We start from the raw sequence: 13,709 nt of genomic DNA, 5'->3' as shown, positions 1-13,709 counted from the left end.
TCGGGATTCAGAAAGAAGCGCCCCCAAGACCACATATAAAAAAAATACTGCACCTGGCGTTGCTAGGTAGATTCCACTCGAATGGGAATCGCTGTCACTGAATGCATAATCAACATAAGTATTTTGTAGGCTCTGATTCAATTTATTATTAAAAATAGATAAGTTTCATGCCAATTTGTAGAGTTAAGACAAAAAAATTACTTATTTGTCAGCAATAGGGAGGAAATAGCAGTGTCACCAGAAAAGCCCAACCCCCCAGAGCGCATTCAACGCTGGAGGTTTCTTCAACTTTTTGGCTTGGCAAAGCGAAATCCTCTGATGATTTCACGCTGGGTCTTACGCTGGACGGTTCTCGGTACTGCTTGTGGCTTATTCGCTGGGTTGTACTGGAACGTTCTGGAGTTCTTGATTCACATCCTCAACCGGGTTGAAGGGCCGACTCTACTGCTGGTGATGCCACTTGCCGGGTTGCTAATCGGCTTGGTGATTTATTTTCTAGGGAATCCCGGTGAAATTGCCGTACTTGTTGATAATATCCACTTTCGCGGCGGACGCCTGGATGCGACCAAAAATCCCTCGATGATTCTGGCGTCCCTATTGAGCATATCCGCCGGGGGCAGTGCTGGCCCAGAAGCACCGCTGGTACAAGTCACCGGATCTTTGGGAACTTGGGTCGCTGACCGCTTAGATTTGCAGGGAGAAGACCTGCGATCGATGAGTTTAGCGGCGATGGCGGCGGGCTTCACTGCTTTGTTTGGCGCACCCCTTGGCGGTGCCATGTTCGCCTTAGAGATTTTGCATCATCAACACGTTTTGGAGTATTACGAAGCAATTCTGCCAGCAATTGTGGCGAGTTGCGCGAGTTATCTAGTTTTTGCGGCAATTACCAAACTAGGGATTGCCCCAACTTGGCATTTTCCTCAGTACACTCTCGACAACATTGATGATTTTGCGATGGCGATCCTGTACGGAGTGATTGGAGCCGTAGCCGGATGGCTGTTCATGAGCATTTTTCGAGGATGCGATCGCCTTTTGGCTCGAATTCCCGGCCCCATTTATGTACGGACGACTTTTGCTGGTTTAGGATTGGGCATTTTAGCGACTCTTTTCCCCCTCACCCGTTATTTTGGACACGAAGAGTTAGCAGAAGTCCTCGAGCGTGATTTTTCAATCGCTTTCTTGTTAACCCTAGCGATTGCCAAAATGGTGGCGATTTCCATTACGGTTACAGGTGGTTGGCGGGGTGGGTTTATCATCCCGATCTTTTTCACGGGTGCTTGTATCGGCAAAGCGATCGCCCTATTGATTCCGGGACTGAATCCTGCCCTTGCCATGATTTGCGTCATGGCGGCTTTCAATGCATCGGTAACGCGGACGCCCGTAAGTACAACTTTACTGTTGACAAAACTAACGAACATAAGTCCGTTAACGCCTGTCTTGTTTGCCAGTTTGATTGGCTTTTTTCTGGCTCCCAAAGCACCTCTGATTACGGCTCAACTCAAAACGAACCAAGAAGCGATCGCAGAGTAACCACAGTCCGTTAAAAGATTGCTAATTGAAGATTGTTCGTGACTCGTGGCAAAACGCATTATTAACCACGAACGATTCGCCATTCTTCCATCAGCAATTAAGCCTTAAATAATGACTGATAAAGACCAAAATGTGATAGAATTTTAATAGAATTTGTCATTATTTGGAATTAAGGCGGAACTTATTGCAAGCCTTTGCATATTATCTGCCATTTTTCTATACTTTTGGAGCTTTTTCACAGTATGACCACTTCCCCGGAGCGGATTATCCCCACGGATTTAGGGAGCGAGATGTCCCGGTCTTACCTGGAATACGCGATGAGCGTAATTGTTGGTAGGGCACTCCCAGACGCTAGGGATGGTCTGAAACCTGTACACCGGCGGATTCTCTACGCCATGAATGAGCTGGGTCTTACCCACGATCGACCTTTCCGCAAATGTGCCCGTGTGGTGGGGGAAGTGCTGGGTAAATACCATCCTCACGGTGATACAGCGGTATACGACGCCCTAGTGCGGATGGCGCAGGATTTTTCCATGCGCGACCCGCTAATTAACGGACACGGCAACTTCGGCTCGGTGGACAACGATCCACCAGCGGCAATGCGATACACCGAATGCCGCTTGCAAGCCCTCACAGGGGTTGCCCTCCTCCAGGATATTGAAGCGGAAACAGTAGATTTTGGGGATAACTTCGATGGTTCCCAGCAAGAACCGCTGGTATTACCCGCACGCATTCCCCAGATGTTGCTTAATGGTTCTTCTGGGATTGCGGTGGGGATGGCAACGAACATTCCCCCGCACAATCTGGGAGAGTTAATCTCTGGATTGATCGCCTTGATCCACAATCCAGAGATTACCGACCTGGAGTTGATGCAGTATATTCCTGGCCCAGACTTTCCAACGGGTGGGCAAATCCTGGGAGTTTCTGGGATTAAGGAAGCCTATACGACTGGGCGCGGTTCGATTACAATGCGGGGCGTTGCCCAGATAGAGACCATTGAACATCGGGGGCGTCCTGACCGGGAAGCAATCATTATCACTCAGTTGCCTTACCAAACGAATAAGGCGGCGCTGATTGAGAAAATTGCCGAAATGGTGAATGAGAAGAGGCTGGAGGGAATTGCTGATATTCGGGATGAAAGCGATCGCGATGGCATGCGGATTGTCGTAGAACTCCGGCGAGACGCTTATCCCCGCGTTGTCTTGAATAACCTCTACAAGCAAACGCCCATCCAAGCAAACTTCGGGGCGAATATGCTGGCGCTGGTAAATGGGGAACCCCAGTTACTCAGTATCAAAAAATTCCTCACCGTTTTCCTAGATTTCCGGATTGAGTGCATCACCCGGCGCACCCGCTACGAATTGCGGAAAGCAGAAGAGCGAGATCATATGCTGCAAGGGCTGCTGATTGCCCTGTTGCACCTGGATGCGATGATTGAGCTAATCCGCAGAGCCGCCGACACCCCAACCGCCAAAGCGGAAATGATGGAAACTTACGGGTTGTCTGAGTCGCAAGCGGATGCGATTTTGCAGATGCAGCTGCGACGCCTGACAGCACTCGAAGCTGAAAAGATTCGCTTAGAACACGAAGAGTTACAAGCGCAAATTGCTGATTTGCAGGATATTCTGGCGAACAAAAGTCGCATCCTGGAAATTATTGAAAATGAAGTGTCGCAAATCAAAACTACCTTCGCAACACCGCGACGAACCACCATCGAACACGCGGAAGGTGAGATTGATGACACCGATTTAATTGCCAACGAAAAAGCCTTAATTCTGCTAACAGAGCAGGGTTATATCAAACGGATGCCAGTCAACACCTTCGAGGCGCAAAGTCGCAATACGAGAGGGAAGAAAGGCACTGGCATGAAAGAGGATGATGGCGTTGAGCATTTCCTCACCTGCTGCGACCACGATAGCGTTCTATTTTTTAGCGATCGCGGTGTCGTTTATTGCCTCAAAGCATACCAAATCCCAGCCTCGTCTCGCACAGCGCGGGGTATCCCGATTGTGCAAATGCTGCCCATCCCGCGAGACGAGAAAATCACCTCCATCGTGCCGGTTACAGAGTTTACCAGCGATGAATATCTGGTGATGCTGACCAAGGGTGGTTACATCAAAAAGACAGAACTGTCTGCTTTCGGCAATATTCGGGCAAATGGCTTGATTGCGATTTCTTTAGAAGAAGGCGACCAGTTGCGGTGGGTGCGAAGAGCCAGAGCCGATGACAGCATCATCATCGGATCGCGCCAAGGAATGGCAATTCACTTTAGAACCAATCACGAGCAACTGCGGCCCCTCGGTCGCGCCACGCGAGGAGTCCGGGCAATGGCTCTCCGCAATGCGGATGAACTGATCAGCATGGATATCTTGCCAAGTCAAGTGGTTGCGAAGATCGTCGAGAGTGAGGAGTCGGAAGCATCAGAAGCATCGGAAGCATTAGCTGAAGACGCTCCTATCACCAATGGTCAAGGGCCGTGGGTGTTGGCGATTACAATGGGTGGATACGGTAAGCGAATCCCGGTTTCCCAATTCCGCCTGCAAAATCGCGCTGGGATGGGGTTAGTGGCGACGAAGTTCCGGAAGCCGAAGGATCGACTCGCTGCATTGCGGGTGATTAATGAAGGCGATGAGCTAATGATGGTGACAAACCGAGGCATTATCATCCGTCAAGCAACCAATGCGATTTCCCTGCAATCCCGGATGGCTACTGGAGTGCGGGTGCAACGGCTGGATGAAGATGATGCGATCGCTGCTGTTGCATTAGTACCCCCCTCGACTGACTCGACTGACTCGACTGATGATGAGGAAGAAGTAGAGAATTAAACATTAAAAATGCAAAATTAAAAATGAAGAAACTACTTTTAATTTTTAATTCTGCATCTTTAATTTCTCTGCTAGGTGGCATCTTGATGGGGGTGACAACAGCTCCTATTCAAGCATGGTCTCTCGCTTGGATTGCCTTAACTCCTCTATGGATTTTAATCGTTAAAAAGGGAGAATTAAAGCTTAAAAAAGGAGGAGAAACTTCTTCATTTTTAAGTTTTAATTCTCCCTTTTTAATTGGTTTAGCGTGGGGGATTGGCTATCACGGCGTTGCTTTATCTTGGATTACCGGGATTCACCCGATGACATGGTTGGGGGTTCCCTGGCTGGCAAGTTTAGCGATCGCATTCTTCTGTTGGACTTTCATCACCCTTTGGGGAGCCGGATTAGTTGCAATTTGGGCGGCTGTTCTGGCTTTCCTCTGCAAGCCAGCAAGCAAAACATCTTCATCCTTGCTTCGTCTTTTGATTGGCATTGTTTTGTGGTGCGGACTTGAAAGCCTTTGGGGTTCTGGATCGCTATGGTGGACTTCCCTTTCTTATACCCAAAGTCCTCACAATCTAGCTATTTTGCACCTTGGTCAAATCTCTGGCCCGAACACAGTAACCGCAGCAATTGTAGCCGTTAATGGATTAATTGCCGAAGCATGGATTAACCGCAAACAACACATAAGACATAGAGAAGAAACAGATTTTTCCACTCCTTCCTCTGCGTCCTCTGCGCCTAAAGCGCTAACGCGCATGGCTTCGCTAAGGCGGTTCGTTCTTCATCCAGGTTATTTAAGCATTGCGGCTGGGTTATTAGTAGCGTTACATCTAATCGGATTTGGGCTGTATAGCCGTCCCTTGATTCAACCTCTCCAAACTGCATTAAAAGTAGGAATTATTCAAGGAAATATTCCCAATAAACTCAAATTCGATCCGATTGGCTGGCGTCGTGCAATCGAAGGCTATACCAGCGGCTACAAAACTTTAGCGGACGAGGGAGTTGATGCTGTTTTAATACCAGAAACAGCATTACCCGTCCAATGGACGCAACCCAGTTGGATTCGAGATTCTTTCTTACAAGCAATTTTGGATAAAGGTGTAGTTGCTTGGGTAGGAACCTTTGGGGGAGAGGGAAATGATTATACAAATAGTCTTTATACGATTACGGGTACTGGTGAAACTTTTAGCCGCTACGACAAAACCAAGCTAGTGCCTTTAGGAGAATTTATTCCCTTTGAAAAAGTTTTAGGGAAACTGATTGACAAACTTTCTCCTCTCGATGCTCACCTAATTTCTGGCAAAACAAATCAAATATTTGATACACCTTTTGGTCGTGCCATTGTGGGAATTTGTTATGATTCCGCCTTTCCCGAACTGTTCCGGCGTCAGGCGGCTGCGGGTGGGCAATTTATTCTGACAGCGTCTAACGATGCCCATTACACCTCATCAATGATGGCTCAACATCACGCTCAAGATTTGATGCGGGCAATTGAAAGCGATCGCTGGGCTGTCCGCGCTACGAATACTGGATTTTCTGGCGTTATAGAGCCTCACGGGAGAACCTTGTGGATATCTAAAATGAATACTTACCAGCTACACGTAGCCACAATTTATCGACGACAAACACAGACTTTATATGTGCGTTGGGGCGATTGGTTAACACCCGTTTTGTTGGTGTTGGGAGCGATCGCTTGGTTCTTCACTATCTTCTGGCGAGATAATCAGCGTGGACGATGATGGCAACCCTACCGCTTCCCGTTTATTTTTCGCTTAGCGTAGTCGCAAAGAATAGCGATCGCTCCCTCCGTTAAAACCATCTTGGGATGGCGGATTAAATAACCTGAATTCAAGCGACGCGATGAATTGGATCTCTACAAACAAGAGCGATCGCACTCTCCCTTAGGAAAATGCGATCGCTCTTTAGTATTGCTGGATGTATTGCCCGATGTTACTGGTTTATCTGCGTCCCACGGTTCATCTGCATCGGGGTCGTCTGTGTTCCAGGAGTCATCTGCGTCCCAGGAGTTGTCTGCATTCCCCGGTTCATCTGCATATTCGGGGTTGTCTGCATCCCCTGGTTCATCTGCATCCCCCGGTTCATCTGCATCCCACGGTTCATCTGCATCCCAGGCATTCCAGGCATTGCATTGTCTGTCTCAGCAACCTTGGCACCTGTCATCGACGCAGCCATTTCTAAATGACCCTGCACCCTTGGCAAGATTTTGTTAGCAAACGCTTTTAGATCGGGATCTTGTCCCAGTCCAACTTGACGCTGGTACACTGCGGCACTTTCCAAGTGACCGTTCAGCCCACCCTCCATCATATAGGCTTGGTCGAAGCTCTTTCCAGACAACTGCTGAAGCCGCATCATTGCCGCTTCATACTTTGGCCCCGGAGTGGTTGGAGGCGTGACTCCCTTCTGAGCCGCTAACTGCATCAGCTCTTGGTTCGCCCGTGTATGCTCCTGAATCATCTGCTGCGCGAACTGCTTTACATTCGGGTCGGTTGACTTTTCTAACGCCAGTTGCCCAAGTTGTACTTCTGCCATTCCCCCGTGGGCGGCGTCCATAATAAACTGCCTATCTAGGGCAGTCAACTGGCTGTTCCGTGATGGCGTTGCCTGTCGGTTTGACGGCGTTGCCGGTCGGGTTGATGGCGTTACGGGGCGGGTGGTCTGAGCTACGGCTGAGAAGCCCAGAGACGTAAATAATCCAACTGCTACAAGGGCAGCAGTTGCTGTTGTTCGTTTCATCATGGTTAAATCTCCAGGAAATACTTTTGTTTGCTAGGGCTGACCGTAGGTTCGTTAGCCAAAAAAGAGCTAACAAATTCAGGAAAGTCTTGATGCACTAAATTTTTTTTCTCAACTCAGCGATCATTTACATCTGAGCAGGTATACATCTACTAATACTGCTTAATCTTTCTTCAACTACCTCTCTCTTTAGATATGTTTGCTTACCGAGAGAGCTAATCGTATCAATTCATTCTTAAAAACCGTACTTGCTGCTAAAGATTACTTTGTAGCTTCACTGGAAATTCCAAAAAACATATTACAGCGCCGTGTCTATCAGATGCGATCTCTAGCTTGCTCTAAATTGCAACTAAATCTCGATCGATATTTGTTTTTTAGAATAAAAATGAATGCAATCTATTTTTGTTCGGTTTTATACAGGATAATGAAATTAAAAACTAGGCTAAAGTAAGGGATTTTCAGAACTAAAAACATCTCATTAGGTAGAGGCTTATTCAGCGAGTCCTTAGGAAATTAGGATTTATTCGCAGCGCTACTGCAATCAAAATCCGAAGCACTACCAATAGCGGGAATTAGCTGCACTGCTAGCTATAGAAAAGTGCAGAGGCTGACTTGAATCGCCATCTAATTCAACAGGGGGATTCGAGTAGAGGAATATTTATCGCCTTTTCGGGATAGGCTAGAGCGATCGCTTGTTCTGACTGCCGCCAGAAAAGCTTGCAATGAACAATTTGAGAGTGGTAGCGTCGGAGAGCTAGCTAGATATACGTAGAAGCTGAAACGTCTAAACATGAAGCGATCGCTCCTTAGCCTGACTCTAGGCTTAACATTGCTAGAATCATTCACTCCAATTGCTTTGGCAGCACCCCCTAGAAACCCAGATCAAACAGTGGAGTGTGAAATCTTGGTCGTTGGAGGGGGACTCTCCGGTGCGGCGACTGCCTACGAAGGCTTATTGGCGGGGCGAACCGTTTGCCTCACGGAAATTACCGACTGGGTAGGAGGACAAATTTCCGCACAGGGAACTTCCGCACTGGATGAACGCCCTACCCAACGGCAAAAGCTGTTATATTCTCGCGGCTACCTGGACTTGCGACAGCGAATCAATCGCAAATATGGAGAACTCAATCCTGGCGATTGTTGGGTTAGTGAATCCTGCTTTCTTCCCCGCGATGCTCACAAACTGCTGTACGACCAATTGCAAGATGCTGCCAAAAGAGGCAGAGGCAAGCTGAAATGGTTTCCCTCGACGGTAATCAAAGAACTGAATATCGACCAAGCGGGCAATTTGATTCAAGGTGCGATCGCTATCCAGCATCGTCCAGCGAAAGGCGCATCTCCTCTCAACACGCTGCCGCTATCGCAAACGATTGAGGATTCTTATCGCTACGAGAACTCGCCTCAGTTTGAAAAAAGCATTGTGCGCTTTGTACCCCAGCCAGCGAAAAAGCCAGCACCCGCAGCCCCAAATTGGTACGTGGTTGACGCCTCAGAAACCGGCGAACTGATTGCCCTGGCTGACGTTCCTTACCGGCTAGGGATTGACCCCCGTTCTTACCTCGAACCTTCTTCGTCGAGTGAAAAGGGCGATCGCTATTGCACCCAAGGCTTTACCTACACCTTTGCAATGGAGGCAACCCAACAACCACAAACCCATACCCCGCCACCCTTCTATTCTCAATATGAACCCTACTACAGCTATGAATTAAAGCGACTGGCGGACTTTGGGCTAGTCTTCACCTACCGACGCATTTGGAGTCCTAAAGCTGGAGAAACGACCAAATTTGGGGGCCTCTCCTATACGGGACCCACTCCCGGCGACATCTCCATGCAGAACTGGACTTGGGGCAACGACTACCGCCCCGGAACCGCCGAAGATAACTTAGTTTACACTCGCGACCAGTTGCAAGCCGCCGGACAGCTACAGCCTGGAGAATGGATGGGAGGATTGCGGACAGAAACCCTCCGCAAAGGCGAGGAAAACGCGCTGGGATATTTTCACTGGCTGGTTGCTGGAACCACCGACTCTCAACTTGGCCCAGGAGTTAAGCAGGCGAAACCCAATAACCGTTACCTGAGTGGGTTAGATTCCCCAATGGGAACGGTGCATGGGTTATCTAAGTATCCTTATATGCGGGAAGGACGGCGAATTATTGGACGCCCCACCTTGGCTTATCCTCAAGGTTTTAGCATTTGGGAAATTGATATTTCTCGCCGTAACTACAAAGACGACTACTACCGTCAAACATTGTCACCAGATACCTATCGGAGACTACAGGCATCGCTTGCAGGACTGGAAGTAGCGTCTGTACTGAGCGGCACCAAGCCGCCGGAACAAGTCATGCGGCGCACTCGTTCCACCATCTATCCCGACGCTGTGGGGATTGGTCACTATGCCATTGACTTCCATCCTTGCATGACCCAAAGCCCCGCAGAAGCTCCAGGAAACACCGAACGGGAAGGTGAACGACGGGGTGCAGGTCAAGCTTATCCGTTCCAAATCCCTCTCAGAGCGATGATTCCCCAAAAAATCAACAATATGCTAGTGGCAGGGAAAAGTATTGCGACCAGTCATATTGCCGCCGCTGCCTATCGAGTGCATTCCTTTGAATGGTCAGCGGGGGCTGCTGCTGGAACGACAGCCGCTTTTGCCTTAGAAAATGCGATCGCGCCTTATCAGCTAGTGGATGAACTGCCACGCGCCGAACCACAACTAGAAGCGCTGAAACGTCGATTGGATAAGAATAACAATCCGACTGTCTTTCCAGACACCTCAATTTTCAACCAGAATTGGGAAGATTGGAAGTGATATTTGTGAATCGGGAATGGCTAATTGGATAGCCATTCCCGATTCGCAATGACTACTTTGCTGGCTTCTCTAGCGACCAAATAGGAAGTTTATTCACCTCTTGGAGGGTTAACTCTACATAAGTCATGTCCTCCGGCTTAGCAACTTCTAGACCAAAATAACCTTCAGGGCCATCGTGAGCGTGGGAGCCGCTGCTCCGGGCTGAATAATGCCCTTGCAAACGAGCTTGATTAAATTGGGAACTCACGTTCCACAGCCACCGAGAGGGGAAGACAATACCGCCGAGATCCTCAACCCAGTCTCGACTCCCTCGCAGGTGATAGAAACGAGCCGCCTGAAAGCCCGACCTCCCATTAAAGACCCCACCCACAGAGACGATAGTGATTTTTGTATCTAGCCATTGGTTAAGATAGGGAGCCGCACCCAAGGCAACTTGTACGCCACCACTCGTTCCAACGAGAATGATGTCAAGCGGTTGACCCCCTTTACGGGAAATGGGCTGCCCACTATTCATCCGCTCGATGATGGCATTGGCAATCCCCTGATTATAAATAGAGCCATAGCGAGGATCGGCGGAAATCGCAAATCGCCAGAGATTGCGGATTTTGATCAGCACGCTGGCGATTCCCATCCCACCATTTCGATTCGCAAAGTGCCATACGGGACTTAATAACCGCTGTCCTCCTAGACCCTTGTTCTCTGCTGAGTATGGGAAAACATCTCCTACGGCTACGCAGTTAGGATGACTCTCAACAATCCGGTCTAAAAAGACTTCTTCCCCCGGTGTTAATTCATTGGCAGAAAAATCTCCTACTCCTGTCAAAAACACAATGTAACAATTGATTGGGGAGGATTTGGCATCAGGATTTGAGTCATTGTTGGGTGGCAAGATCGAGCTTTGGTTTTTCTTCAAACCTAAAGTTTCTGCTCCTTGTTCCAGCCACCATACTACAGTCCCGACTGGCGAAGTAATACCCCAGATTATGAGTATAAAGACCGCTAGGAGCAACAGCTTCAAGGTTCCCCCTCGAAGCCATACAAGTATCCGCCAAATCAATCGCAGCATTCAAGAATATCTAGTTGCTTACTGTTACTGTCTTAACGTCAATTAATTTCGGTCAGGAAGTGAATTTTTTTGGTGATTGGCTCCCTGAGGCATCCCTGACGCAGTATCCTATCCAAAGTTGTCATCAATCGTGAGTAGTAAGGATTCAACGTGAGCAGCGAGGAATCAAAAGTAAGCTTGGGCACGACCCTTTGGAATGCACTTGCTTTAGATGGAAATTTTTATGAAAATGCTCGAAATACGCCTAAAACCTATCGAATTGCCCAAACTATTGTGATTTTAGCAGCACTGTCCCATGCTTTGGGTAGTGCTGTTATTTTATTAATTAACCTGGCAACGCTGCCCGTAATGCTGCTGGCGCTTCTGATTGATGGGATGAGCATTGTGGGAGGCTACTATTTCTGGACGCTTACCATTTGGAAGATTGGGGAGTGGCGAAAACCAAATCACGTTACCTATAGGGATTTGATGATTCCGATTGGCTTTGCCTATGCTCCGCAAGTGCTGAACTTCTTAACGCTGATTCCTTTGTTCGGACAACCACTTGAGCGGGTGCTAGCCGTTTGGAGTTTGCTGGCTGTGATTGTAGCAGTCCGCCAAGGGTTAGATATCAGCACTCGCAATTCGGCGTTAATTTGTTTGGTCGGATGGCCTTTGGTACAGCTGGCGGTTGGATTTATACAACGCTTTGAACAATTCCTGGTAGAGGGTTTCTAGGTTTTGTTGACATTTCGCCAAAACTTTGCCCCAAATCCCGCTCTGGTTTTGCTTGGTTGTCACAGGAAACGAAGATGATTCTGACTTAACCTGTTACTTTCGGGGATTCAGGATTGTTAAAATAGAGCAAAATACTTGTAAATTAATTTTGTTAAGGTCTTTTCGCAATCTGCCTTATGACTAGGAGACTTTCAGCCGCTGTTGGCGCGATCGCCTCCGGTATAACTTTACCGACCGCCGCTGCACCGATTCAAGCTCCTGTTCAGACTCCTGAACGATCTAGTCAAGTTGTCCGCAAGTTATATCCTAATTACAAAGTGATCGTGTTAGACGATGATTTCAATACGTTTGAACACGTTCACGAGTGTTTGGTGAAGTATATCCCTGACATGACGAGCGATCTCGCTTGGGAACACACCTATCAAATCCACTTTGAAGGTCAAGCGATTGTTTGGGTGGGTCCCCAAGAGCAGGCAGAACTTTACCACGAGCAACTCAGCCGCGCTGGGTTGACAATGGCTCCTCTAGAGGCGGCTTAAAAGAGTTATGAGTTTGAGTTAGCATTCTTAGTTCAAAACTCAACACTCATAACTCAAAACTTTCCGATTTCCTACGCGGTTACGGTTGCCATTGCCCGTTCAACGGCTTGCAGCGCTTGGTTTACCTCTTCAGCAGAGACAATCAGCGGCGGCACAAATCGAATCACTTTGGGACCAGCAGGTACCAACAATAGGCCGTCGGCGATCGCTGCTTTAACGACATCGGCTGAAGTTAAATCAATCTCTGCCTTCAACTCTATGCCGCTGATTAAACCCCAGCCACGCACTTCACTAATTTGGTCGGGATATTTAGATGCGATCGCGCTCAATCCAGCGCGTAATTGTTCGCCGCGATCTTGTACATTTTGCAGAATATTGTCCCGTTCTAGCGTCTGACACACGGTTAACGCAGCCGCACAGGCAAAAGGATTGCCGCCATAAGTGCTAGCATGATCTCCCGGCTGAAAAACATCACAATGTTTCTTGCACAAGGTTGCACCGATGGGAATGCCACCACCTAATCCCTTGGCAGACGTGAAGATATCCGGCTCAATTCCCAAATGCTCGTATCCCCAGAACTTGCCGCTGCGACCCATGCCAACTTGCACTTCATCTAAAATTAGCAAGATGTCGTTCTCATCGCAGATTTTCCGCAATTCTTGGAAGTATTTGACATCGCCGGGACGCACGCCACCTTCTCCCTGCAAGGCTTCCAGCATAATTGCGGTGACACCTTGATCGCCTTCGTCGAGGGTAGCGATCGCATTCTTGATCGCCCCAATATCGTTGTAAGGCACATAGTAAAAACCAGGCATCAACGGGGCAAAATTTTTCTGGTACTTCGGTTGACCTGTAGCGGTAATCGTCGCCAACGTGCGCCCGTGGAAGCTGGCGTGAGCCGTCAAAATAATCGGCTTTTCGATCCCTTTGACCGTGTGGGCATATTTCCGAGCCAGTTTGATTGCCCCTTCGTTTGCCTCAGCACCGGAATTGCAGAAAAACGCCCGATCCGCGCAGGAATGGTCGATCAACCATTTTGCCAATTCCCCTTGCACCGGGATGTAATACAAGTTAGAGACATGGTGCAGCGTCTGGATTTGGCGAGTTACGGTTTCCACCAAAGCTGGGTGAGCGTGTCCGAGGGTACAAGTGGCAATCCCGGCAACAAAGTCCAGATATTCGCGCCCCTCGCTATCCCACAGGCGGCAACCCGCACCCCGTTCTAAAGCTAGGGGATAGCGCCCGTAGGTACTCATCACCGAGGCGTCAAAGCCTTCTGGGTCATACGTAACGGACACGCCTGACTCTGCCGGAATTGAGGAATTTTCAACCAGAGTTTCTAGACTCACTGCTTACTCCTGAAATTTTTTATCCTTATTTGGCAATCTTAAAGGGAATTTTCAAAAAGTTCTGTTTAAAGGGAACTATAAACCCTGAGAAAACAGAAACAGCCTTACTTGCGAAAGGTTAGCTGAGGCGGTTAA

At 48.5% G+C, this 13,709-nt stretch carries 9 protein-coding genes; 6 read left to right on the top strand and 3 right to left on the bottom strand.

Annotation, left to right across the window (positions count from 1 at the left end):
- Positions 1-231 precede the first annotated feature (231 nt).
- The 3 genes from NDI44_RS17400 to lnt all read left to right on the top strand — a co-directional run bounded on the left by NDI44_RS17400 (position 232) and on the right by lnt (position 6,079).
- On the top strand, positions 232-1,530 hold the full coding sequence (locus tag NDI44_RS17400; RefSeq protein WP_339380745.1) for a chloride channel protein: 1,299 nt from the start codon (positions 232-234) through the stop codon (positions 1,528-1,530).
- Positions 1,531-1,772: 242 nt separating this feature from the next.
- Positions 1,773-4,355: a DNA gyrase subunit A gene (gyrA, locus tag NDI44_RS17395; RefSeq protein ID WP_190414461.1), complete on the top strand. Its 2,583-nt coding sequence runs from the start codon at positions 1,773-1,775 to the stop codon at positions 4,353-4,355.
- Between the two features lie 23 nt (positions 4,356-4,378).
- Positions 4,379-6,079: an apolipoprotein N-acyltransferase gene (lnt, locus tag NDI44_RS17390; protein WP_190414460.1), complete on the top strand. Its 1,701-nt coding sequence runs from the start codon at positions 4,379-4,381 to the stop codon at positions 6,077-6,079.
- A gap of 211 nt (positions 6,080-6,290) precedes the next feature.
- Here lnt and NDI44_RS17385 read toward each other — a convergent pair whose 3' ends face one another.
- On the bottom strand, positions 6,291-7,097 hold the full coding sequence (locus NDI44_RS17385) for a DUF4142 domain-containing protein (protein ID WP_242037129.1): 807 nt from the start codon (positions 7,095-7,097) through the stop codon (positions 6,291-6,293).
- A gap of 787 nt (positions 7,098-7,884) precedes the next feature.
- Between NDI44_RS17385 and NDI44_RS17380 the strand changes: the two genes are divergently transcribed.
- On the top strand, positions 7,885-9,903 hold the full coding sequence (locus NDI44_RS17380) for an FAD-dependent oxidoreductase (protein WP_190414459.1): 2,019 nt from the start codon (positions 7,885-7,887) through the stop codon (positions 9,901-9,903).
- 52 nt (positions 9,904-9,955) lie between these two features.
- On the opposite strand, the gene NDI44_RS17375 is transcribed toward NDI44_RS17380, so the two are convergent.
- Positions 9,956-10,969, bottom strand: a complete 1,014-nt coding sequence (locus NDI44_RS17375; RefSeq protein ID WP_190414458.1) for a hypothetical protein — start codon at positions 10,967-10,969, stop codon at positions 9,956-9,958.
- A gap of 150 nt (positions 10,970-11,119) precedes the next feature.
- Between NDI44_RS17375 and NDI44_RS17370 the strand changes: the two genes are divergently transcribed.
- Together NDI44_RS17370 and clpS are read left to right on the top strand one after the other, a co-directional pair.
- The gene (locus NDI44_RS17370) at positions 11,120-11,686 is read left to right on the top strand and encodes a hypothetical protein (protein WP_190414457.1); all 567 of its coding nucleotides are present in this window, start codon (positions 11,120-11,122) and stop codon (positions 11,684-11,686) included.
- 176 nt (positions 11,687-11,862) lie between these two features.
- A complete protein-coding gene (gene clpS, locus NDI44_RS17365; protein ID WP_190414456.1) occupies positions 11,863-12,225 on the top strand; it encodes an ATP-dependent Clp protease adapter ClpS in 363 nt (120 codons plus the stop codon).
- Between the two features lie 71 nt (positions 12,226-12,296).
- On the opposite strand, the gene NDI44_RS17360 is transcribed toward clpS, so the two are convergent.
- A complete protein-coding gene (locus NDI44_RS17360) occupies positions 12,297-13,574 on the bottom strand; it encodes an acetylornithine/succinylornithine family transaminase (RefSeq protein WP_190414455.1) in 1,278 nt (425 codons plus the stop codon).
- Between the last annotated feature and the right edge of the window lie 135 nt (positions 13,575-13,709).

Source organism: Trichocoleus sp. DQ-A3 (genome assembly GCF_039961975.1).
GTDB lineage: Bacteria > Cyanobacteriota > Cyanobacteriia > Cyanobacteriales > FACHB-T130 > FACHB-T130.
The sequence above is the reverse complement of the archived record's forward strand: the minus strand, read 5'-3'. Positions and strand labels throughout refer to the sequence as shown.

What these genes read in the sequence shown, in the direction of transcription:
- gyrA (WP_190414461.1), top strand. Translation starts at nt 1,773, where the DNA reads ATGACCACTTCCCCGGAGCGGATTATCCCCACGGATTTAGGGAGCGAG.
- lnt (WP_190414460.1), top strand. Translation starts at nt 4,379, where the DNA reads ATGAAGAAACTACTTTTAATTTTTAATTCTGCATCTTTAATTTCTCTG.
- NDI44_RS17385 (WP_242037129.1), bottom strand. Translation starts at nt 7,097, where the DNA reads ATGATGAAACGAACAACAGCAACTGCTGCCCTTGTAGCAGTTGGATTA.
- NDI44_RS17380 (WP_190414459.1), top strand. Translation starts at nt 7,885, where the DNA reads ATGAAGCGATCGCTCCTTAGCCTGACTCTAGGCTTAACATTGCTAGAA.
- NDI44_RS17375 (WP_190414458.1), bottom strand. Translation starts at nt 10,969, where the DNA reads ATGCTGCGATTGATTTGGCGGATACTTGTATGGCTTCGAGGGGGAACC.
- clpS (WP_190414456.1), top strand. Translation starts at nt 11,863, where the DNA reads ATGACTAGGAGACTTTCAGCCGCTGTTGGCGCGATCGCCTCCGGTATA.